This is a genomic window from Mesorhizobium comanense (genome assembly GCF_005503535.1).
GTDB lineage: Bacteria > Pseudomonadota > Alphaproteobacteria > Rhizobiales > Rhizobiaceae > Mesorhizobium > Mesorhizobium comanense.
The window spans coordinates 237,181-260,283 of record NZ_SCNN01000008.1 but is presented as its reverse complement, the minus strand read 5'-3'; the positions used below and the strand labels follow the sequence as shown (position 1 = coordinate 260,283).

Here is a 23,103-nt window from a genome sequence, read left to right as displayed (position 1 = left end):
CTCATGCTTGTTTATTATGGATAATATGATAACTTTTCGCTGCGCTGCGGGGACGGCAAGGGGAGGGATCGCGGAGGTCTTCGGCACCTGGCAGGCGTTATCGGACAAGGCGGAGGGGGCCGGCCCGAGACGCGGAAATTGCATAAAACTGAACCGACAAATCAGCACTGCAATCGGGAGGATTATCGATGATCAAGTCACTTGTCGGCGGCATTGTTGCCGCCAGCGCATTCGCCATGCTCAGTTCGGCCGCCATGGCCGCCGGTCCGGAAATCGTATCCGGTCCCGCCGCCCAGGCGGACTGTTTCGCCCCTTGGGGCGCCGACACGAAGTTCTTCAAATATCCCAAGAAGGAAGGTCCGTTCCGCATCGCCTTCGCCAATGGTTATATCGCCAACACCTGGCGCATCCAGATGGTGCAGACGGCCAAGGCGTATGCCGCGCAGCCCGACGTCAAGGCCAAGATCAAGGAATTCAAGGTCGTGTCGACCGGCGAGGACGTGCCGGCGCAGATCTCGGCGATCAACAACTTCATCGATTCCGGCTATGACGCCATCGTCACCGACGCGCAGAACCCGACCGCTTTCGGCCCGGTCATCAAGCGCGCCAAGGAAGCCGGCATCGTGCTGGTCGCCTTCGACAACATCCTCGACACCAAGGATGCCATCAACGTCAATGTCGACCAGAAGGGCCTTGGCGAATTGTGGGCCAAGTGGCTGGTCGAGAAGGTGCCGAATGGCGGCAAGATCCTCGAAGTGCGCGGCGTTGCCGGCACCTCCGTCGACACGGACCGCCACAACGGCATCCACGAAGTGCTCGACGCTTCCGGCAAGAAGTGGGACGTGACCGAGGTCGCCGGCAAATGGGATGACGGTGTGGCGCAGAAGGTGACGGCCGACGCGATCGCCACCAACGGTCCCTTCGACGGCATCACCGGACAGGGCGGCGACACCGGCATCGTCCAGGCGATGATCGACGCCAAGCATCCCTTCGTGCCGTTCGGCGGTGAGACCGAGAACGGCTTCCGCAAGTTCTGCGCGGCGCATTCGGCCGATGGCCTGAAATGCACCTCCGCCGGTTCCGGCCCGGCCCAGGTCGCCGTCGCCATCAAGACCGCGATCGCGGCGCTTGAAGGCGAGGTGGTGCCGCAGGAGGTGAAGCTGCCGCTGGCGGTCGCCACGGATCCCAACATGAAGGAAGGCACGGACTACTTCCCCAAGGAATCCGACAATTTCTTCGTCGGCAATTCTTTCCCGACCTGCGGCATCAATTTCAGCGCCCAGGAAATCATGGGGCAGACCAAGGAGAACCAGTAATCGCTGGCCATCGCCTGGCGCCGCGGCGGGCCGCGGCGCCAGCGTTCAGTCCTGTAACTGCCCTGGAGGGTCGATGAACTCTGCGGTTCCGCTCTTGCGCATGGAAGGCATATCCAAACGCTATGGCGGCGTGCGGGCGCTGGAGAAGGCGGAGTTGTCTGTCGAGGCCGGCAGCATCCACGCCATCCTAGGCGAAAACGGCGCCGGCAAGTCGACGCTCATCAAGATCATGTCGGGCGTGGTGGCGCCCGACGAAGGCCGCATGACGCTCGACGGCCGCGAGGTGAGCTTCGCTTCTCCCGGGGCGGCGAACAAGGCCGGCATCGTCTGCATCTTCCAGGAGCTGTCGCTGATCCCGGAACTCAGCGTCGCCGACAACATCGTCATTTCCGATCCGCCCAAGCGCTTCGGCATGATCGACCGCCGGGCGCAGCGGCGCATCGCCGAAGACGCCCTGGCGCGCGCCGGGGCCGACGACATCCACCCGCTGGCGCTGGTCAAGGATCTTCCGCTTTCAAGGAGGCAGATGGTCGAGATCGCCAAGGCGCTCGCCCGCAAGCCGCGCATCCTCATCCTGGACGAAGCGACGTCGGCGCTGACCGCGACGGATGTCTCCAAGATATTCGGCGTGCTGAAGCGGTTGCGCTCGGAAGGATTGGCGCTGCTCTACATCTCGCATCGCATGAACGAGATCGCCGAGCTCGCCGACCAGTGCACGGTGTTCCGCAACGGCCGCAACGTCGCCAGCTACGAGGCCGGCTCGAAGAGCGACAATGAGGTGGTCGAGTTGATGATCGGCCGCGAATACAGCCATATCTTTCCGCCCAAGCCTGCGGCGGCGCCATCCGGCGCCGCTCCCAGGCTCGAAGCGCGCAAGCTGTCCTGGGCCGACCGGCTCGACAACATCTCGCTGACGGTCAGGGCAGGCGAGGTGGTCGGTCTCGGCGGTCTCGACGGCCAGGGCCAGCGTGAATTGCTGCTTGCCTTCTTCGGCGTGCTGCGCGGTCTTTCGGGCGAGGTGCTGATCGACGGCAAGCCGGTGGCGATCAGCAGCCCAGCGGCGGCCCGCAAGGACGGCATCGGCATGGCGCTCATCCCCGAAGACCGCAAGACCGAAGGGCTGATGCTGCCGATGACGGTGCGCGAGAACCTGTCCTTCGCCGCGCTCGACCGGCTGGCGAAGGGCGGGATCATCGACCGCGCCGCCGAACAGCGTCTCATCGACGACATGGTCAGCCTTCTGGCGATCAAGACGGCCGGCCTCGACATTCCGGTCGGCGCGCTGTCGGGCGGCAACCAGCAGAAGGTGGTCATCGCCAAATGGCTGATGCGCCAGCCGCGTATCATCCTGCTCAACGATCCGACGCGCGGCATCGATGTCGGCACCAAGCAGGAGATCTACCAACTGATGCGCAAGCTGGCGGATGCGGGGGCGGCGATCCTGTTTTATTCGACCGACTATGACGAACTGATCGGCTGCTGCGACCGGGTGCTGGTGCTCTATGACGGGGCGGTCAAGCGCGAGCTGGTCGGCGCCGAGATCACCGAGCGGGCGCTGATATCGAGCGCGCTCAATATCCATGGCGAGGAGAGCCCGGTGGGCCTGGGAGCAAGCGCGTGAAAGATTGGCGCTACTGGCTGGCCGAGCAGCGCGGAACGCTGCTGGCGCTCGGCATCTTCATCGTCATGTTCGTCATCTACACCTCCAACCATCCGGCGGGCTTCACCGCCAATGTGGTGCAGACGGCGGCGAACAAGGGCGTGCTGCTCGCCTTCGTCGCCATGGCGCAGACCCTGGTGGTGATCACCGCCGGCATCGACCTGTCGGTCGGCATGATTTTTCTCCTCACCAATTGCCTGGCTTCCTGGCTGGTGGTGGGCACGCCGACGCAAACGGCGCTCGGCGTCGTTGCGGTGCTGGCCATCGGCCTGCTCTGCGGCGCCATCAACGGGGCCATCGTCATCTACGGACGGCTGCAGCCGATCGTCGCCACCATCGCCACCGGGGCGGTCTACTACGGTATCGGCCTGTTGCTGCGTCCGTTTCCCGGCGGTTCGGTCAATGAGGACCTGGCCGACGCGCTGACGGGCCGCGTGTTCAGCGTGGTGCCGGCGAGCCTCGTGGTGCTGCTCGCCATCGTCCTGGTCATCTGGGTGCCGTTCAGCCGCTCGGTGCTCGGCCGCGCGGCGTATGCGGCGGGCTCTTCGGAAACGGCAGCCTACATGTCGGGTGTGCCGATACGGCGCGGCAAATTCGCGGCCTATACGCTGGCCGGGCTGCTGGCCTCGATCGGCGGCCTGTTCCTGACGTTCTTCACCTACACGGGCGAAGCGGCCTATGCGAGCGGCAACTCCTACACGCTGTTTTCGATCGCCGCGGTGGTGCTGGGCGGCGTCTCGCTGTTTGGCGGCAAGGGCAGCGCCATCGGCGCCATTTTCGGCGCGCTCGCCTTCCGCACCATCGGCGACCTGTTGTTCGTGTTCGACTTCGACCCGCTCTGGCAGCCCTTGTTCCAGGGCGTTATCCTGCTGGTCGCCGTCAGCCTCGGCGCCTTTGCCTTGTTTCGGGTCCGCAACCGGCTGGAGTGGTTCCTGTGAGCGAAACGACATTGGGCGGTATTACCGGCCGTTTGCCCAAATTCATCCGCCGCGCCGATCCGGCGGTGCTGACGGCTTTCGCCTGCATCGTGCTGCTGCTGTTCCTCGGCAGTCTCTATTCCAGAAGCTTCCTGTCGCCTGAGTATCTGCTGCAGCAGCTCAAGGTGGCCTCGTTCCTCGGCGTCATCGCCACCGGCATGATGCTGGTCATCCTGCTCGGCCAGATCGACCTGTCGGTGCCATGGTCGGTGGCGGCGGGCGCCATGATGGCGTGCGCGGCGGCCGCCTACGGTCCAGTTGGCGTGGCACTCGCCATTCCGTTCGGCATCTTCTGCGGCGTGCTGATCGGCATCGTCAACGGCATCGGCGTCGCCTATCTGCGCATTCCCTCGATGATCATCACGCTCGCCACCAACGCCGTCGCGCAAGGGCTGATGGTGGTCTACACCGGCGGCTTCTCGCCACAGGATTCAGCGACCGGCGCCATGCGCTACCTGGCCACCGGCTTTGCCATTCCGGGGGTGCCCAATTCGGTCATCATCTGGGCGCTGATCGGCGCGGCGATGGTGTTCGTGCTGACCCGCACCGGCTTCGGCCGTGCCGTCTACGGCATCGGCAACCGCGAACGGGCGGCCTATCTCTCCGGCATCGACACAAGGCGCGTGGTGATGATCGCCTTTGCCGTTTCGGGCGGGCTCTCCGCCTTCGGCGGCGTGCTCCTGGCCGGCTACGCGTCCAAGGCGGCGCAGTCGATGGGCGACGCCTACCTCCTGCCGTCGATCGCGGCCGTGGTGCTTGGCGGCACGTCCATCCTCGGCGGGCGCGGTTCCTATCTCGGCACCGTCGCCGGCGTGATCCTGATCACGCTGCTGCAGTCCATCCTGTCGGTCATGCAGATGCCGGAGGCGGGGCGGCAGATCATCTACGGCGTCGTCATCGTCGCCATGCTGCTGCTCTACGGCCGCGCCCCGGCAAGTCGCTGACGATGGACGAGGACGCGGCGCTTGCGCCGGCTGCCGCTTCGAGTTCGAAGCCACCGGCGATTGTGGTGATGGGGGTCGCCGGCTGCGGCAAGTCGGCGGTCGGCGCCAGGCTCGCGGCCGCGCTGGGCGCCGTCTTCATCGAAGGGGATCGTCTCCATCCGCCAGAGAACGTCGCCCGCATGGCGCGCGGCGAACCGCTCACCGATCAATTGCGGGAAGGATGGCTCGATGCGATCGGTGCGCGTATCGCGGCATTGGCCGGGGAAGGGCAGGGCGTGGTCGCCGCCTGCTCGGCACTGAAGCGCGGCTATCGCGATCGGTTGCGCGGCTTCCGCGATGACATCGTCTTCCTCTATCTGGAGATCGAGCCGGCGGCGGCCAGGCAGCGGGTCGCCAGCCGGAAAGGCCATTTCATGCCGGCAAGCCTGGTCGACAGCCAGTTCGCCATCCTGGAGCCTCCAGCAGCGGACGAGCGGGCGTTGACGCTCGATGCCACGCGTCCCGTCGCCGATATCGTGGCGGAGGCGGTGCGGGCGCTGGCGGCTTCATGAGCCGGTTTCGTCGCCCGCCATGGCAGTATCTCCCTTGCCCTCCGTCAGCCTTTGGCTGCCGGACCAGCTAAGCATCTGTTCGGGAAACAGCTTGAGCGCTTCGAGCAACCGGTCGCGCTTGAGCAGGATGTAGCGTGCCTGGAGCGTCATGTTCTTGGCTCCGTCCCTTGCCCCATCCCTGGCCATGTCCGCCTCGGCCGGCAGCAGTTCCGGGCCGAGGACGGCCCGGTATTCGCGGCACGGACTGGTCTCGAAGGTCGACATCGCAAACAGCGCCGCCTTGCTCCTGGCGGCGAAATTCGCCGGCGCCGACGCAAGGTGCGCCCAGCCGCGTTCGCCGAGCGCAACCTCGGTGAAGGTCGAACCCGCGTGGATCGTGTTGGTCATCAACACGACGCCATTGGCCTTCAGTATCTTCTGGATGCGGATGGTGACCCGGTAAGCATCTTCGCGGTCGAAGACGATCCGGCTTTTCAGGAACCTGTTCTCGACATTGACCATGGGCGGGTTCAGAAAACGCACCCCGAATGCGGATTCCGAAACGCCGTGGGTGTCGACGCTGACCTGATGCGCCTCGATGCCGGCCTCGTGCAGCGCGCGTTTGCCGATAATGGTTTGGGCCGTGAACTGATCGCACCAGATGATGGCGCCGTTGCCGCGCCGCAGGGCTGCCTGCAACCCGTCAAGTCCTTCCAGGGAGATGGCAGGCGACCAGCGGGCGGCGACCAGATGCGCCGCGATCTGCAGCCGGCGTCTGTGGCGCGCGGCAAGCAGCGCCTCGAAAAGCCCACGCGCATCGATGCTATCGCCAAGGACCGACCGCATGGCATCGGCGTAGAGCGCAAACTCCTTGCGCATATGACGCTTGAGATCGATCCTGGACATGTGCAGGCAGACCGATGGCCACCAGCGCACCGGCAACAAGGCCGCCACGGCGAGATAGAAGACAGCCAGCAGGGTTTCGCGCGGATCCTGGTTCGAGAACCGGCGCTTCCTGCCGGGGCGGACCACCTTGCGGCTGAAGAAACGCACATCCTCGGACCTTTCCGGCACGGGGATGTCGGCGATGATTTCAGTCTGGAAACTGGCGGCCGCGGACGGCCTGCGCACGGTTCTGGAGGGTCTCGCGAACTTCAGCAGCCTCATCCAGCGGGCATCCAGATGTTCCTGTTGCCAACCGCTTTAATGTGCCTGAACGCTTCACGCAATCCGGCGATGGTGGGCGATGAAGGCCGTACCGGTGGTGGCCGACCTATATCTGGGAGGTCAGTTCGACCGGAAAATCGTCGTTGTCGGCATCACGCATGGCGGCGAGGCTGCGGTTGTCGAGCACCTCGGCGATGGCCTGGCGGACTTCCAGCATCATGTGCCGGACCTGGCACGTCGCTTCGTCGCAATCCTCGCAGCGCTGATATTGCGTGCGGCTGGCACAGGGGATCGGCGCCAGCGGCCCGTCGAGCACGCGCACGACGTGGCCGATCTTGATCTCGGAGGCAGGGCGGGCGAGGCGATAGCCGCCCTCCTTGCCCTTGCGGCTCTGGACGAAGCCGGCATTGCGCAATTCGCCAAGAATGGCGTCGAGGAACTTCTTGGGAATGTTGTTGGCGACGGCGATGTCGTTGACGAAGGCCAGTTGGCCAGCCGGAAGACCGGAAAGGTGCACCAAGGCCTTGAGGCCGTATTTGCCTTTTTTTGTCAGCATACCCGAGTCAGCCCGTTGAAGCCCCAATCAACCCGCATCTGGGGGCTGTTTGTGTGCAAATGATGACGATTGCACTGCCTGACGATGTTTCGCGAAAACAAGGCCGCCCATGGCACGTTAGGCACAAACGCGTTGATTCTTCGTAACGTTTTACCCGGCAAGCCCCGCTTCCCGTGCCCGGCGGCAAAAACAAAGAAGCCGGCTCTTTGCCGGCTTCCTTGATCTGTCCGATGTCGGGCGGAGCTTTACCGGCTGCCGTAAGCCTGGTCGAGCAGGCCGCCGGCGGCGAAATGCTCTTTCTGGATCTTGTCCCAGCCGCCGAAGACGTCTTCGACCGTCAGCAGCCGCACCTCGGGGAACTCCGCCTTGTACTTGGCGGCTACCGCCGCGTCACGCACCCGGTTGCCGTTCTGGGCGAGGATGTCCTGGCCCTCGGGCGTGTAAAGGAAGTCGAGATAGGTCTTGGCGAGATCGCGCGTGCCGTGTTCGTCGGCGACCTTGTCGACGATCGCCACCGGGAATTCGGCGAGCAGGCTGACCGAGGGTGTGACCTGCTCGAACTTGTCGTCGCCATATTCCCTGCGGATGCCGCGCGTCTCGGATTCGAAGGTGATCAGCACGTCGCCGATCTCGCGCTGCACGAAGGTGGTGGTCGCGGCGCGCCCGCCGGTGTCGAAGATCGGCACGTTGTTGAACAGCTTGGTGATGAACTCCTTCACCTTGGCGTCGTCGCCCTTGAAGGCTTCCTTGGCGTAGGCGGTGGCCGCCAGATAGGTATAGCGCGCATTGCCCGAGGTTTTCGGGTTGGGGAAGATCACCTGAACATCATCGCGCACCAGATCGCCCCAGTCCTTGATGTGCTTGGGATTGCCGGCGCGCACCAGGAAGGACGGCAGCGAATAGAAGGGCGAGGCGTTGTCGGGGAAATCCTTCTGCCAGTCGGCGGAGACGAGGCCCTTCTTGACCAGGAAATCGACGTCAGTGACCTGGTTGAAGGTGACGACGTCCGCGCCAAGCCCTTCGGCGATGGCGCGGGCCTGAGCCGAGGTGCCGGCATGCGACTGGTCGATGGTCACGCCCGGATGCTTCTCGATGAAAGCCTTGTTGACCTCAACGAACAACTCGCGGCCAACATCATAGGAGGCATTCAGCAGCTTGTCGGCCGACCAAGCTTGGGAGGATGCGAGGAACAGGCCGGCGACGGCTGCGACGCCGAGGAAAAATCGCTTCATGAAAAGGCTCCGGATGCAATGCGGTTATGGTTGCGACCATAGCCGTGGCGCATGGGGCAGGGCGAGGCATGGGTTCAAGGGCGTCGCGCTCGTTGCTGGAAAAATCGTTGCCAGAACAGGCGGATCGTAGGATTTTCTTTCAAGTGCTGTCACTTTGTCTGGCCGTTGCCGTCGGTCCCTTCCGATAAATAGATACACATTGTGTATGCAAGGTGCTATCATGCCGAAAAGGAGTCCTGCATGACAAAGGCCGCACCTGAGACCCATGCCAAGCCTGTCAATCTGCGCATCCGAGAGGACATGCGCGTACTGATTGACCGCGCCGCGAAAATACGCGGGAAAACCCGCTCCGACTTCATGATAGACGCGGCCTACCGCGCGGCTGAAGACACGCTACTCGACCAAACCCTGATCAAGGTGGATGCCGAGAGCTATCGGCACTATCTCGACATCCTTGACGAAGCGCCGAGCGGGGAAGCTTTTGCGCGCCTGATGAACGCGCCCAAGCCATGGCAGGACTGAATGCTGTCAAAGCCCATGCCCCTGGCCGAGAACCACGATCTCGAGCTTTTCCAGAGCGGGAATGAAAGCCTCGACCAATGGCTTCGCCGCCGGGCACGGGCCAACCAGGTAAGTGGCGCATCCCGGACTTATGTAGCCGCGGAAGGCGAGCGCGTTGTCGGTTACTGCTGCCTGTCTTCGGGTGGGCTTGATCTTGCCGCGGCGCCTGGCCCCATCCGTCGGAATATGCCGGATCCCATCCCGATGGTCGTACTTGGGCGTCTTGCTGTGGATGCAGGCTGGCAAGGAAAGGGGCTGGGCGTTGCGCTGCTGCAAGATGCCGTATGGCGCGCCGGCCACGCCGCGACGATCCTGGGAATTCGTGGCATTTTTGTTCACGCCATATCGGATGAGGCGAAAGCCTTTTATGAGCACTACGGCTTCGCGGCCTCTCCGAAGAACCCGATGATCCTGGTCCTATCTTTGAAGGGCTTGGTGAAGGGGTAGGCGATGTCAGTCTCGAAAGCGATCGTCTGATGATCGAACCAGGTCCGCAACCTTGGCCTCGGTGCGTTGCTCGCCCGGTGGCCAAAGGCCGGCACCTCTTGCCATTGAAGAACACTTTCCGAGATCAACGATCCGGCTGCCAGCCATTGAGCCGAGGATCAGGCCGCCGGAAACAGTTTCCAGCGCCCAGGGCGGAAAGCGACGCGGCTTTTCTGCGCCGCAGGATGGTCGACGGGCAGCTCGATCTCGACCCGCTGGCGTTCGCCGCCGATCTCCAGTTCGACGCGGCGCGTGCCCGCGACGCGGCGGCTGGCGGCGACCGTGCCGGCGATGCAGCCGCTGCAGCCCTCCAGCAATTCGACATCGTGGGGGCGGAAATACAATGTCGCGTCGCCCGACGGTGCGTGCGGTGCCTGCAATCCGATCGGACGGTCTGCGAGCCAGATCTCGCCATTCTCGATCTTTACCGGAAGCGAGCTGGATTCGCCGATGAAACCGTAGACGAAGGGTGAGTTCGGCGTGTCGTAGATATCGTCGGCGGTGCCGACCTGCTCGATGCGGCCCTGGCTCATCACCACGACGCGGTCGGCAAGCTCCAGCGCCTCTTCCTGGTCATGGGTGACGAAGACGGTGGTGTGGCCGGTGGCGTCATGGATTTCCCGCAGCCAGCGGCGCAATTCCCGGCGCACTTGCGCGTCGAGCGCGCCGAACGGCTCGTCGAGCAACAGCACCTTGGGTTCGATCGCCATGGCGCGCGCCAGCGCCACGCGTTGGCGCTGGCCGCCGGAGAGCTGCGCGGGATAGCGCTTTTCGAGACCGGAAAGCTGGACGAGGTCGAGAAGCTCCGAAGCGCGGCGGCGGATTTCTGCCGCCGGCGGCCGCGAAGCTCCGTGCCGAACCTTAAGGCCGAAGCCGATATTGTCGGCCACCGTCATGTGCCGGAACAGGGCGTAGTGCTGGAAGACGAAGCCGACATTGCGCTCCTGGATCGACTTCTGCGAGGCGTCCTCGTCGCCGAAGAAGATTTTCCCGCGCGTCGGCCGTTCCAGCCCGGCGATCAGCCGCAGCAGCGTCGTCTTGCCGGAACCGGATGGCCCCAGCAGCGCGATCAGCTCGCCGGATTTGATGTCGAGCGAGACATCGTGGAGCGCCGGAAAGCGCTCGAACTCCTTGCGGACATTGGCAACGCGAACTTCCATCTAAAGAACCTTTTTTAGTGCATGCATGTCGTTGTCCCCAAAAACCGGTCTCCACTTTTGGGCGACATGCATTAGTGTCCGCGCGTCGCGGCGAGTTCGGCGCCGTAGCGCATCTCGAGCAGTGTTTTCAAGACCAGCGTGACAAGCGCCAGTCCGGCAAGCAAGGAGGCAACGGTGAAAGCGCCGACGGCGTTGTATTCGTTGTAGAGGATTTCGACGTGCAGCGGCATGGTGTTGGTCAGGCCCCTGATATGGCCTGACACCACGGAGACCGCGCCGAACTCGCCCATGGCGCGCGCGTTGCAGAGCAGGACGCCATAGAGCAGGCCCCATTTAACGTTGGGCAGCGTCACATACCAGAAGGTCTGCCAGCCATTGGCGCCGAGCGAAAGCGCGGCTTCCTCGTCGCCATTGCCCTGTTCCTGCATCAGCGGGATCAGTTCGCGAGCAACGAAGGGGAAGGTGACGAAGACTGTGGCGAGCACAATGCCGGGCACGGCGAACAGGATCTGGATGCCATGCGCCTTCAGCCACTCGCCGAGCAGGCCCTGGGCGCCGAACAGAAGAACATAGACCAAACCCGAAATGACGGGTGAGACCGAGAAGGGCAGGTCGATCAGCGTGGTGAGGAAGGCCTTGCCCTTGAATTCGAACTTGGCGATCGCCCAGGCGGCGGAAATGCCGAAGACGATGTTGAGCGGCACGGAGATCGCCGCGACAAGCAGGGTCAGCCGGATCGCGGAACGGGTGTCGGCGTCACCAAGCGATTGCAGATAGGTGCCGATGCCCTTGGCGAAGGCTTCCTTGAAGACGATGATCAGCGGCAGCAACAGGAAAACGGCGAGGAAGACGAAGACGATCGCCATCAGCACGGCCTGCGCCGGCCGGCTTTCGGTCACCGCCGCCGATTTGCTGTCGTGATGCGGTTCCCAGGACTTGATCTCGGGGTCAGCCATAGCGCTTGCGGCTCCATGTCTGCACCAGATTGACGATCAACAGCATGAGGAACGACAGCGCCAGCATGATTGCCGCGATCGCGGTTGCCGCGGGGTAATTGTATTCCTCGAGCCGGATGACGATGAGCAATGGCGCGATCTCGGATTTGTAAGGCAGATTGCCGGCGATGAAGATGACCGAGCCGTATTCGCCGACACCGCGCGCGAAGGCGAGCGAAAAGCCGGTGATGATGGCCGGCGCCAGTCCCGGAAACAGGATGCGGGTGATGATCTGGAAGCGGCTCGCGCCGAGCGTGGCGGCTGCTTCCTCCACTTCCTTGTCGATCTCTTCCATGATCGGCTGCACGGTGCGCACGACGAAGGGCAGGCCGATGAAAATCAGCGCGATGACGATGCCGAGCGGTGTGTAGGCGACCTTCAGCCCAAGCGGCATCAGCAGTTTGCCGATCCAGCCATTCGGCGCGTAGAGCGTGGTGAGCGCTATGCCGGCCACAGCCGTCGGCAGCGCGAAAGGCAGGTCGACCATGGCATCGACGATGCGCCGGCCGGGAAAACGGTAGCGCACCAGCACCCAGGCGACGAGCGTGCCGAAGACGACATTGACGGCAGCCGCGATGAAAGCGGTGCCGAAGCTGATCTGGAGCGCGTTGATCGTGCGGCGATCCGAGGCAATGGCCCAGAAATCGACCCAGCCAAGCGAGGCCGAACGCCAGATCAGCCCGGACAGCGGGATGAGGATGATGAGGGTGAGGTAGGCAAGCGAGAAGCCGAGCGTCAATCCGAAACCCGGAATGACGCTCGGCTGTCTGAATCGCCACCCCGCCTGCGCGGGTGCTGTGGTCATGTCGTCCTGATCTAGGTTTAGCTTACTGGGCCGGCTTGTAGATCTGGTCGAATATACCACCGTCGCCGAAATGATAAGGCTGTGCCTTCTTCCAGCCGCCGAAAAGCGGATCGTCGATGGTGATCAGCTTGATCGGCGGCAGCTTGGCGAGATCCTCGGCCGGCACCAGTTCGGGCTTGGACGGCCGGTAGTGGTTCTTGGCGATGATGGTCTGGCCTTCCTTGGAATAAAGGTAGTTCAGATAGGCCTCGGCCACCTTGCGCGTGCCCCTGGCGTCGACGTTGGCATCGACCACGGCGACCGGCGGCTCGGCCAGGATGGAGGTCGGCGGATAGATGATGTCGAAATTGTCGGCGCCGAATTCGTCGAGCGCCAGATAGGCGTCGTTCTCCCAGGCGATCAGCACGTCGCCGAGGCCTTTTTGCGCGAAGGTGACGGTCGAGCCGCGCGCGCCGGTGTCGAGCACCGGGGCATTGGCGTAGAGCTTGCCGACGAACTCCTTGGTCTTGGCCTCGTCGCCGCCGTCATTGGCATTGGCGTAGGCCCAGGCGGCCAGATAGTTCCAGCGCGCGCCACCTGACGTCTTGGGGTTGGGCGTGATCACCTGGACGCCGTCCTTGACGAGATCGCCCCAGTCATGGATGCCCTTGGGGTTGCCCTTGCGCACGAGAAAGATGATCGTGGAGGTGTAAGGCGCTGAATTGTTTTCGAATTTCGTGCGCCAGTCGGGGTTGATCTTCTTCGACTTGGAGACGATGGCGTTGATGTCGCCCTCGAGCGCCAGCGTCACCACATCGGCGTCGAGGCCGTCGATCACGGCACGCGCCTGCGCGCCCGATCCGCCATGCGACTGCTGGATCGTCACCGTCTCGCCGGTCTCGGCCTTCCAGTGCGCGGCGAAGGCCTCGTCATAGGCCTTGTAGAGCTCGCGCGTCGGATCGTAGGACACGTTGAGGATGGTGGTGTCGGCGAACGCGAAACCGAGCGTGCCGAACTGGACAGATGTGGCGACCAGCGCGCCGAGCAGTTTCCGGAAATGAGGTTTGGTCATTTCTGCCTCCGTTGAACCCGCGCCAAATCTAGCGAATTGATAGAAATAAGATGCATTGAATGTTGCCTTTTTTGCCCCTTCGAAGAAAATCTTCGACGGCATTTGGCTCCGATGAGAAATTTCTTCCTCCCTTGCGCCCGGGGCAAATTTGCCCGCGGTTCACTCAGGCCGAGGGCCCGCCGGGGGCAGGCGTTGTGGTGGGAGGCGGCTGCTGGCCGCTCAGGCTTCGCTGTCTATGGTGATCAGCGAGGCCATGTTGGGGCTGTTGAGCGGCACCGAGGAGGGGCAGCGGCAGGCGGGAATGACTGAAATGTCGAACAGCTCGGTGATATGTCCCTTGAGCTCGATCCATTCGGCGATGCCGCCGGTGTGCAGGTCGATGATGTAGAGCGCGCAACGCGGCTCGGCGTCGCGCGCCTCGAGATTGGCCTGGAGCGGCAGGTCCTTGAACAGGCCGTCGCGCGGCAGCGACGTGGTGACCATGGCAAAGCGGCCGTGGAAGCTCAGGCCGCGCAGGAAGCCGGGGCAGAAGGCTATGTTCTGCTTCTCGCCGGTCTTCGGATCGATGCGCACCAGGAAGCCGCGGCCGGAATCCAGCACCCACAGCGCGCCGTCATGGACGCGCGGCGAGTGCGGCATCGACAGGTCGTCGACCACGACCTTATCCTCGGTGATATCGATGATCATGCCGCCTTCCCAGCGGCGGTCGCGCCAGCCGCTGACCGAGTCCGAGCGGCTGATGGCGCTGACATAGCGGGCGCGCCCGTTCTGCATGGCGAGGCCATTGAGGTGGCAGCGGTCCTCCGGCACAAGCTTGCTGATGAAGGAAGGCTTCCATAGCGGCCGGAAGGAATGCGTCGGGCTGAGCGTCGCCAGGCACGAGAACTTGGTGTTGATGAAGACGATCTGGCCGTCCTCGCGCACCGCCAGCTCGTGAATGTCGAGGTCTCCCGTGTAGGAGGCCGCGCGGGGCACATACATGCGGTCGTAGACATTGTTGGCGACCTGGCCGGGCCCAAGAATGTTCTCCAGCCGCCACACCGCGATGTCGGAAGCCAGGATGATGCGCTGGCCGGCAATGGTGACGCCCATGGCCCTGGTGAAGCTGGTCTGGTGGATCGAGGCCTTCTTGTCGGCGGTCAGGCCGACGAGGAACAATTGTCCGGTCTGGTAGGAGGTGAAGGCCAGGGAACAGTTCGCCGTCTCCAGCCAGGCGATGAAGCCGCGCGACAGCGAGACATTGGTCTGCTGCTCGGCCGGCTCCGCCTGCGCCGGGTTTGCGGTGGCTTCGTCGGCGGCCTTGGGTGTGTTCACGCTCGCTCCATGGATGGACTTCAGAGCTTTGTCTGACATAGCCCTGAACGGCAACTGCTCAACGTTTTCCCGAAATTGTCCTGGTCATGACTACGCCGGCCACGAGGGCCGGCGCAAGCATTTCAGCCAGGACCTGACCGGCTACCAGCCGTAGCGGACGGACGCGCCGATGGAACCGGCGCTGTAGTGGTCGCCGAAGCGGACACTGCCGCGCACCACGCCGGACCAGTTGTTGGCGCTCGCTACATTCACGCCGACGCCGACTTCACCAAACGTGCCGTTGCCGGCGCTGTCGGTCGCCGAGAAGGCATTGCCGGGGAAGTCGATGTTGACGGAGTTGGTGCTGCCGAAGTGGTTCCACACGCTCAGCGTCAGGTCGGGTGTCACGGTCAAGCCGTTCATCTGCAAGTCGGTGCCGACGCGCACGCCGATCTTGGCGCGGCCGCTGCTGCCGTTCTGGAAGTCGACGGCGCCGCCGAAGATCGAGACCGAGTCCATATTGGTGTGGACCCATTGCAGGCTGGCCTGCGGCTCTATGAAGCCCCAGCCCATGCCGACGCGGTAGCCGGTGTCGAGGCGCACGCCGATATTGGTGGCGTTGGTGCTCGCCTTGTCGCCGATGGCGCCCTGGCCGTCGTTGATGTCGACGTTGAGGAAGTCCGCCTTGACGAGGCCATCGAGGTAGAAGCCGCCATTGATGTAGGTGGCATAAGCGCCGACCGTGCCGCCCTTGTAGGTCCAGCTGTCGCCGGTCGCCGTGAAGTCGAGCGTGGAGGTGACATAGCCGGCCATGACGCCGAACAGCATGTCGCCGCCGGCCACGCCCTGCAGGCCCATGTCGATGCCGCCGAGGAAGGCGCCGGTGCGCTGCCTGCGGTCGAGATTGAGCGTTTCCGTCTGCTGCGAGATCGGATCGGTATAGCTGGTATCGGCGTCGCGGCTCGACCAGTCGCCCATCGCGCGGGCCCACACACCGCCCATGCGGGCGGCGAGATGTTCTTCCGGCATGTCGGCATTGTGGGTGCCGGTGGCGTCGCTGCGCAGGTCGGCCATGCGGTCCTGCCAGAAGCCGGTGGTGTCCTCCCACACATCCTGCGCGCCGGTGATGCCGGCGGGCAGTTCGAAGGCGGCGTTGCCGAGGCCGACATAGCGCAGGCCATGCTGGTTGCCCTGCAGGAACAGGTCGTAGGCGAAGAGACCGGCGTTGACCGGGGCGGGGACGTCGAAATTGCTGTCCGACGTCGTGCCGGTGACGGTGACGACCGGGATGAAGGTCGCGGTCGGCACGCCGGGCGCGATCGCGGTGACGTTCACCACCAGATTGGTGTGGCCGTAGGAGTTGCCGCCGATCGTCAGCGTGTCCGAAGTGTTGTTCGCAAAGTTTGTGTCGACACCGAGCTTGGAATTGCCCCGGCCGGTGAAGTTGCCGGAGGTGGTGAGCTTGTCGCCGACCACGCCGTCGATCATCGTTGTCATGCCTCGGCCGGAACCAAGGCTGCCGTTGACGAAATTCTCAAGGCCGGTGATGCTGACCGTGTTTGGTGCAGACCCGAAATAGCTGCCTGACGCGTTGACGATGCCGGAATTGTAGAGCGTGTCATTGCCGGCGCCGAATTTGCTGTCGGTGAAGGCCCGGAAGACGCCCTTGTCGTTGATGTTCATGACATTGCCGGCGTCGCTCAATTCGACGCGGCCGGCAATGATGCCGTTGTCGTTGATCTGAGCCGTCCCGGCCATGGACTTGATGGCGAGATAGTTGTCGGCGCCGACATAGCCCGACGTGCCGACATTGATGGTGGACCCGCCGATGGAATCGGCCCTGATGCCGGCAGTCTTGCCGTAAACATCACTGTCATTGGTGATGATGATCGTGGCGTCGGCGCCGTTTGTCTTGGCGTAGATGCCTTCCTCATTTGCCGAATAGACATCGCCTTTGTTGTTGACGGTAATGGTGCCGTTGGAACCGTAGGTATAAGCGGCAATGCCCTTGCCGCCTGCATTGACCCGGGCGGCATTGGTGATGTCGATGGTGCCGTTGTCGTTGCTGTTGGGGCCGGTGCCGACCGCGTTCAAACTGCCGGCTATGGCCGAGATGCCGGATGCATCGCTGCCGGTTGTCGTGATCACGCCGCCAGCCTTGTTGTTGATGACGATGCTGCCGTTGTTGCCATTGTAGTAATTGGCGATTGCGGAAATGCCGGCGGCGGTGAGGCCGGTCGTCACGATCGCGCCGTTGTTGGTGACGTTGACCTGGCCATTCTCGCCGTCGACATCGGCAAAGATGCCGCTCGATCCGCCAGAAGTCGACGTGCTGGCCCCGGTCTCGATACGGCCGCTGTTGTCGATTGTGACGACGGCATCGAGACCGCCCGCGTTGCCAAAAATGCCGACGGAATTCTGAGCGGTCCGGATGTCGCCCGAGTTGGTGATTGAGATATTCACATTGGAGTTGGTGGACGCACTGCCGCCAAGGGCCTGAATGCCGACCGATTTCAGCCCGCCCGCGGTGGTGTCGATGTCGCCGCTGTTGGTGACCGTGATGGTCGTGTCATTGCCGTGGATAAACGCCTTGATGCCGTCGGAGCCACCGGCGCCACCGGTGCCGGAGGTGATGTCGCCCTTGTTGTCGATGGTGATGTTGCCGCCATTGCCATAGGTGAAGCCGGCGACACCCATATAGCCGGCCCTGACGGTCGCCGCGTTGGTGATCTTGACCGTGCCGCCATTGTCAGGGTTGGGCGGTGAATTGGTCGGGTTGACACTGCCCGCCTGCGCGAAGATGCCGTAGGCTTCGTTGCCCGTGGTCGTGATGGTGCCACCGGCCTTGTTGTTGACGACGACGCTGCCATTGTTGCCGTGATAGTAGTTTGCGATCGCCGAGATGCCGGCCGCACTGGTGCCGATCGTGCTTATGGCGCCGTTGTTGGTGACGCTGACCTTGGTGTTGTCGCCGTCGGCATCGGCGAAGATACCGGTCGAACCACCGATGGTCGAAACGCTGGCGCCGGTCTGGATGGCGCCGCTGTTGTCGACGGTCACGGAACCATTGTTACCGGTCGAGGCGGCCTTGATGCCGGCGGACTCAGCGCCAGTCGTGATGTTGCCGGAGTTGGTGACGGAGATGGCAAGGTTCGAACCGGTGAAGCCGGGACCGTTGACGGCCTCGATGCCGACCGACTTGTCGCCGCCGCTGGTGGTGTCGATGTTGCCACTGTTGGTGACGGTGATGGTGGAGTTGCCGCTGTTGGCGGACGCCTTGATGCCGTCGGACCCGTTGGCGCCGCCGGTGCCGGAGGTTATGTTGCCCTTGTTGTCGATGGTGATGTTGCCGCCGCTGCCATAGGTGAAGCCGGCAACGCCCATATAACCGGCGCTGATGGTGGCCGCATTGGTGATCTTGACGGTGCCGCCATTGTCGGGATTGGGCGGCGAGTTGGTCGGGTTGATACTGCCGGCCTGGGCAAAGATGCCGTAAGCTTCGTTGCCCGTTGTCGTGATGGTGCCGCCAGCCTTGTTGTTGACGACGACGCTGCCATTGTTGCCATGATAGTAGTTGGCAATGGCGGAAATGCCGGCCGCACTGGTGCCGATCGTGCTGATGGCGCCGTTGTTGGTGACGCTGACCTTGGTGTTGTCGCCGTCGGCATCGGCGAAGATGCCGGTCGAACCGCCGATGGTCGAAACGCTGGCGCCGGTCTGGATGGCGCCGCTGTTGTCGACGGTCACGGAACCATTGTCGCCGGTCGAGGCGGCCTTGATGCCGGCGGACTCAGCGCCAGTCGTGATGTTGCCGGAGTTGGTGACGGAGATGGCAAGGTTCGAACCGGTGAAGCCGGGACCATTGACGGCCTCGATGCCGACCGACTTGTCGCCGCCGCTGGTGGTGTCGATGTTGCCGCTGTTGGTGACGGTGATGGTGGAGTTGCCGCTGTTGGCGGACGCCTTGATGCCGTCGGATCCGTCGGCGCCGCCGGTGCCGGAGGTGATGTTGCCCTTGTTGTCGATGGTGATGTTGCCGCCGCTGCCATAGGTGAAGCCGGCGACGCCGGTGTAGCCCGCGCTGATGGTGGCCGCGTTGGTGATCTTGATGGTGCCGCCATTGTCGGGATTGGGCGGTGAGTTGTTCGGATTGATGCTGCCGGCCTGGGCGAAGATGCCGTAGGCGCTGGCGCCCGTGGTGGTGATCGTGCCGGCCGCCTTGTTGTTGATGACGATGCTGCTGTTGTCGCCATGATAGTAACTGGCGATCGCCGAGATGCCGGCGGCACTTGCGCCCGACGTGCTGATCGCGGCGCTGTTGGTCACGTTGATCTTGCCATTGTCACCATCGACATCGGCGAAGATGCCTGACGAAGTGCCGCTCAACGAGGCACTGGCGCCGGTCTGGATGGCGCCGCTGTTGTTGATGGTCACCGCATTGTTGGAGCCGTAGCTGGCGTTGGCGAAGATGCCCTCGGCGTTGGGGCCGGCGTTCAGGGCGCCCGAATTGGTGATGCTTATATGCGTGTCGCTGCTGGAAACCGGGCCGCTCGTGGCGGCGCTGACCGCCTTTATGCTGTCGCTGTAGGAGTTGATCGCGCCGGTGTTGTTTATAGTGATGTCGGCGCCGATGCCGTTGGTTCCGGCATAGATGCCGCGTGCGCCTTTCGACTGCGCGAAGCTGGGGCCGGGGATGAGGGCGGTTGAATTCGTCGTCAGCAGCCCGCTGTTGGTGATGTCGACGGTGTTGCCGTTTCCGGTCGTGACGATGCCGATCGCATTGTCGCCGGCCACGGTTGCCGTGCGCGGAACGGTGTTGGTGCAGGCTATCGGTGTCGCCGCGCCCGTGACCGTGATCGGCGACGGCGAGGCCGGCTGCGTGCAATTCGCGGCCAAGGAGGGCGAGGCGGAGAATGCTATCAGCGTCGAGCCGAGCGCCGTGCCGAGGAGCAGCAAATGGCGGCGCCTTGGACATGATTGGACATTGCCGCGCGAAAATGCAGCGTCAGAACCAGCGGACAAACCCATTTAAAGCCCTCCCAACCCTGGACAGGGGTACGCCTGCACAAAAAAAATGCAATTTGAGTCTTACATTCGCAGTGGGAATTTTAGTGATCAATAAATTATGTTGTATTAATGCAACAACCCGCTAATTTACTGTTGTACAGGTACAATTTAGCCAGCTTGTCTCTTGCAAACACAGGCGATCACCACTCACGCCCAACTCTAATCGCGGCTGACAGGAAAGTCGAAACGCTGTTCGTCGAATGGTTCGCCAACAAGTGTGAAGTGCCACCATTCGCGGCCATAGTTCTTGAAGCCGCCTGCTTGCATGGCCTCGACCAGCAATTTTCGGTTTGACACGGCTTGCTTGCCAAGAGGGCGGTGCGCCGTCTCGCTTGCGGGGTCGAAACAATCGAAGCCGGTGCCGAAGTCGAGCGTATCGGCATCGATGGCGCCGCAGGCAGGCTTCTCGATGGAGCGATCGTTGATCCGTGCGATGGAGAGATCGACGGTCGAGCCGCGCGAATGCGCCGACAGGCGGGCGAGAAAGCCCTTGGCGATGAGATCGCCACGACCGACCTTCGGGTACCATTGCGGGTCGGACGGTCCGCCCTGGGCGGCCCAGTTGCCCATGTCGGCGACGGCGCGGGCAGGGCGGTAACAATCGAAGACGACCAATGTCAGGCCTTCGGAGGCAATCGCCTTCTGGACGCCGGCAAGAGCCAACGCCGCTTGCCGGGTGAGGATGCAGTCGGGGGCGTCATAGCCATTGACCTTGCGGTGGAGGAAGTTGTCCGTGCCGGCGTAGCGTATGTCCTGGCGGATCGAAGCGTCGACTTCGGCGAGGCGGACGAAGCCCTGACGCAGGGCGTCGGCCAGAGCGGCGAGAGGAATTGCCGTGACAAGGATTGTTGCCGCCAGTGCTGAGGCTGCCGATGAGAAAAGGTTGCGCGAAGCACCCCTCTCTGGCCTGCCGGCCATCTCCCCCGCAAGGGGGGAGATTGAGCGCACAGCCGCTTTCGCCAGTCTACATCGTTGCAGGAATGAGCGGAGCGCCGAAGCTGCAGATCTCCACCCTTGCGGGGGAGATGGCCGGCAGGCCAGAGGGAGGTGCCTTGGAACAGGCATGGGCGAGTATCCCATTAGCGCGGACCTCGAAACCCAGTTCGATGAATCACTTGGACCGGTCTATTGAACGAAGACCTTCACACTCGCGGCCCGTCCCGCCGCATCGATTACAGTCAGCGTCGAGTAACCGGCTCCGTCGGGTAGCCAGGTCGCGGTGCGGCGGCGATCGAGGCCGACCAGCGGCTTGCCATTGGCCAGCCAGCGAAATGGCGCGCGGCCGCCTTGCAGTTTGAGCACCAATGGCGAGGCGTCGGCCGAGTTGGTGGCGAGATCGACGCGGGCGCCGTCCGGCGGGAAGATGATGGTCGGCGCGGGTTCGGTCGCCACCGCCTGCACCAGGCCGTCCGCGCCGGCGCCAAAGCGGGCGAGCGTAACCGGCAATTCGTTGCGCCGCGGCGTGAAGGCGCCCGACGGCTTGCCTGGCAGCGGCACCGTCGCCAGCCCCGAACGGACAAAACCCTCGAACAGGATGGGGGCGGCGGAGACATAGCCGGAAAGGCCCGGCACCGCGCCGGCATCGGGCCGGCCGACCCAGACGCCCAGCACGTAGCGGCCGTCGAAACCCACCGACCAGGCATCGCGGTAGCCGTAGGAGGTCCCGGTCTTGTAGGCGATGCCGCGCTGCGAGGCGCCTTCGGGCGGCTTCACGCCCGACAGGATGTCGATGATCTGCCAGTTCGCCTGCTCGTTGAGGATGGTGGCGGTTGTGGTCTCGGCGTTGGCCGGTTCGGTGCCGTCGTGCAGCGTGTGCGTCTTGCCGCCATTGGCGAGCCCCGTATAGAGCTGGACGAGGTCGCGCAGCGTCACGCCGACGCCGCCGAGGCCGATGGCAAGCCCCGGGGCCTCGTTGACGGGCAGGATCGGGTTGACGCCTGCCTGGCGGAAGCGCGCCGTCAGCCGCGCCGGGCCGACGGCGTCGAGCACCCGGATCGCCGGCACGTTGAGCGACAGTTGCAGCGCCTGGCGGATCGAGACATCGCCCTGGTAGCCCATGTCGAAATTCCTCGGCCGGTAGCCGCCGAAATCGACCGGACTGTCCTCAATCAGCGTTTCCTGCGCCACCAGTCCCTGCTCGAAGGCGAGGCCGTAGATGAAGGGTTTCAGCGTCGAGCCCGGCGAGCGCACGACCTTGGTCATGTCGATCCAGCCGGAGCGGCTGGAGTCGAAGAAATTGGCTGAACCGACTTCGCCCAGAATATCGCCGGTGCGGGAGTCGGCCAGCACCATGGCGACGGAGAGCCGCGGCCCGAGCCTGGTGGCTGCGTCCCTGGCCACCTGTTCGAGACCCTGCTGGACACTCTTGCGGATCGTCAGCTTGAGCGGTTGGCCCGGAACGGCCTTGGGCAGCATCGCATAGGATGCATGCGGGGCGAGCGCCGGCAGCGTGCGCCGCAGGCCCGAAACATCTTCAAGTGCCGCGCGCGCCGCCTCGCGCTCGCCGATCAGGCCCGACGAGACCATGCGGGTCAGCACTCGGTCGCGGGCCGCGTGCGCGATCTCCAGGTTGCGGTCGGGCCGTCGTCTCTCCGGCAGTTGCGGCAAGGCCACGAGCAGGGCTGATTCCGATACTGTCAGCCGCTTTGGCTCCTTGCCGAAATAGGCGAGGGAGGCGGCGCGCACGCCTTCGAGATTGCCGCCATAAGGCGCCAGCGTGAGATAGCGCTCCAGGATCTCGCGCTTGGACAGCCGCCGCTCGATCTGGATGGCACGCAGCATCTGCTTGATCTTGGAGCCGATGCTGCGGCTTTCGCGCGGTTCGATCAGGCGGGCAAGCTGCATCGACAGCGTCGAGCCGCCGGAGACGATATGGCCGCTGGTGATGAGCTGGCCCGCCGCGCGGCCGAGCGCCAGCACGTCGACGCCTTCATGATCCCAGAAGCGCTTGTCCTCATAGGCGACAAGCATGTCGACGAACTGCTTGTCGACCTGGTCCAGGCGGGTTTCCAGCCGCCAGTAACCGTCCGGCGTGGCGAAGGCACGAAGCAGCTGGCCGTCGCGATCCCAGACTTCGGTCGAGACGGTCAGCTTTTCAGGAAGTGGAGGCGGGAAGGCACGGTCGAGCTCCCAGAGGGAGGCGACCGAAAGGGCCAGAATGCCGGCGCAGGACACCAGTGTTATGGTTGCGCGGCGGAGGAATTTTCTTGAGAGCATGGCGCCGCCCCTCATTGCCCTGCCGGGCATTTCTCCCCGCATGGAGACGGGGAGAAAGGAGCCTTCGCAGAGGCTTTCGCCAACGTC

Annotated in this window: 18 protein-coding genes; 7 read left to right on the top strand and 11 right to left on the bottom strand. The window is 63.8% G+C overall.

The window, feature by feature from the left end:
• Positions 1–188 precede the first annotated feature (188 nt).
• The 5 genes from FFS37_RS16550 to FFS37_RS16530 all read left to right on the top strand — a co-directional run bounded on the left by FFS37_RS16550 (position 189) and on the right by FFS37_RS16530 (position 5,448).
• Positions 189–1,316 carry a sugar ABC transporter substrate-binding protein gene (locus tag FFS37_RS16550; protein ID WP_137932017.1) on the top strand — a complete coding sequence of 376 codons (1,128 nt, stop codon included), beginning with the start codon at positions 189–191 and terminating at the stop codon, positions 1,314–1,316.
• A gap of 73 nt (positions 1,317–1,389) precedes the next feature.
• Positions 1,390–2,937, top strand: a complete 1,548-nt coding sequence (locus FFS37_RS16545) for a sugar ABC transporter ATP-binding protein (RefSeq protein WP_137932016.1) — start codon at positions 1,390–1,392, stop codon at positions 2,935–2,937.
• The gene (locus FFS37_RS16540; protein WP_137932015.1) at positions 2,934–3,914 is read left to right on the top strand and encodes an ABC transporter permease; all 981 of its coding nucleotides are present in this window, start codon (positions 2,934–2,936) and stop codon (positions 3,912–3,914) included. The genes FFS37_RS16545 and FFS37_RS16540 overlap by 4 nt, the downstream gene beginning before the upstream one ends.
• Positions 3,911–4,897, top strand: coding sequence for an ABC transporter permease (locus FFS37_RS16535; protein ID WP_137932014.1), 987 nt, complete (start codon positions 3,911–3,913; stop codon positions 4,895–4,897). The genes FFS37_RS16540 and FFS37_RS16535 overlap by 4 nt, the downstream gene beginning before the upstream one ends.
• Before the next feature lie 2 nt (positions 4,898–4,899).
• On the top strand, positions 4,900–5,448 hold the full coding sequence (locus FFS37_RS16530; RefSeq protein WP_137932013.1) for a gluconokinase: 549 nt from the start codon (positions 4,900–4,902) through the stop codon (positions 5,446–5,448).
• On the opposite strand, the gene FFS37_RS16525 is transcribed toward FFS37_RS16530, so the two are convergent.
• From FFS37_RS16525 to FFS37_RS16515, 3 genes are all read right to left on the bottom strand, one after another.
• A complete protein-coding gene (locus FFS37_RS16525; RefSeq protein ID WP_137932012.1) occupies positions 5,443–6,594 on the bottom strand; it encodes a lysophospholipid acyltransferase family protein in 1,152 nt (383 codons plus the stop codon). The genes FFS37_RS16530 and FFS37_RS16525 overlap by 6 nt on opposite strands.
• Positions 6,595–6,700: 106 nt before the next feature.
• On the bottom strand, positions 6,701–7,150 hold the full coding sequence (locus FFS37_RS16520) for an RrF2 family transcriptional regulator (protein WP_013530871.1): 450 nt from the start codon (positions 7,148–7,150) through the stop codon (positions 6,701–6,703).
• Between the two features lie 245 nt (positions 7,151–7,395).
• On the bottom strand, positions 7,396–8,382 hold the full coding sequence (locus FFS37_RS16515) for a sulfate ABC transporter substrate-binding protein (RefSeq protein ID WP_137932011.1): 987 nt from the start codon (positions 8,380–8,382) through the stop codon (positions 7,396–7,398).
• A 240-nt stretch (positions 8,383–8,622) separates the two neighbouring features.
• On the opposite strand from FFS37_RS16515, the gene FFS37_RS16510 reads away from it, so the two are divergent.
• Entirely contained in the window at positions 8,623–8,904 is a 282-nt protein-coding gene (locus FFS37_RS16510; protein WP_137932010.1) for a type II toxin-antitoxin system TacA family antitoxin, read from the top strand.
• Complete coding sequence (locus FFS37_RS16505) at positions 8,905–9,390, top strand: GNAT family N-acetyltransferase (RefSeq protein ID WP_137932009.1); 486 nt, start codon at positions 8,905–8,907, stop codon at positions 9,388–9,390.
• A gap of 158 nt (positions 9,391–9,548) precedes the next feature.
• Here FFS37_RS16505 and FFS37_RS16500 read toward each other — a convergent pair whose 3' ends face one another.
• The 8 genes from FFS37_RS16500 to pbpC form a co-directional block, all read right to left on the bottom strand.
• The gene (locus tag FFS37_RS16500; protein WP_137932008.1) at positions 9,549–10,589 is read right to left on the bottom strand and encodes a sulfate/molybdate ABC transporter ATP-binding protein; all 1,041 of its coding nucleotides are present in this window, start codon (positions 10,587–10,589) and stop codon (positions 9,549–9,551) included.
• A gap of 71 nt (positions 10,590–10,660) precedes the next feature.
• Entirely contained in the window at positions 10,661–11,545 is an 885-nt protein-coding gene (cysW, locus tag FFS37_RS16495) for a sulfate ABC transporter permease subunit CysW (protein ID WP_137932007.1), read from the bottom strand.
• A complete protein-coding gene (cysT, locus tag FFS37_RS16490; RefSeq protein ID WP_137932006.1) occupies positions 11,538–12,389 on the bottom strand; it encodes a sulfate ABC transporter permease subunit CysT in 852 nt (283 codons plus the stop codon). Before cysT ends, cysW begins: the two co-directional genes overlap by 8 nt.
• Positions 12,390–12,411: 22 nt before the next feature.
• Positions 12,412–13,440: a sulfate ABC transporter substrate-binding protein gene (locus FFS37_RS16485; RefSeq protein WP_137932005.1), complete on the bottom strand. Its 1,029-nt coding sequence runs from the start codon at positions 13,438–13,440 to the stop codon at positions 12,412–12,414.
• A gap of 219 nt (positions 13,441–13,659) precedes the next feature.
• Entirely contained in the window at positions 13,660–14,754 is a 1,095-nt protein-coding gene (locus FFS37_RS16480; RefSeq protein WP_171026301.1) for a TIGR03032 family protein, read from the bottom strand.
• A gap of 141 nt (positions 14,755–14,895) precedes the next feature.
• A complete protein-coding gene (locus FFS37_RS16475) occupies positions 14,896–19,689 on the bottom strand; it encodes an autotransporter outer membrane beta-barrel domain-containing protein (protein ID WP_137932003.1) in 4,794 nt (1,597 codons plus the stop codon).
• A 270-nt stretch (positions 19,690–19,959) separates the two neighbouring features.
• Positions 19,960–20,718: a M15 family metallopeptidase gene (locus FFS37_RS16470; protein ID WP_232375691.1), complete on the bottom strand. Its 759-nt coding sequence runs from the start codon at positions 20,716–20,718 to the stop codon at positions 19,960–19,962.
• Between the two features lie 207 nt (positions 20,719–20,925).
• Positions 20,926–23,016 carry a penicillin-binding protein 1C gene (gene pbpC / locus FFS37_RS16465; protein ID WP_137932001.1) on the bottom strand — a complete coding sequence of 697 codons (2,091 nt, stop codon included), beginning with the start codon at positions 23,014–23,016 and terminating at the stop codon, positions 20,926–20,928.
• Positions 23,017–23,103 lie beyond the last annotated feature (87 nt).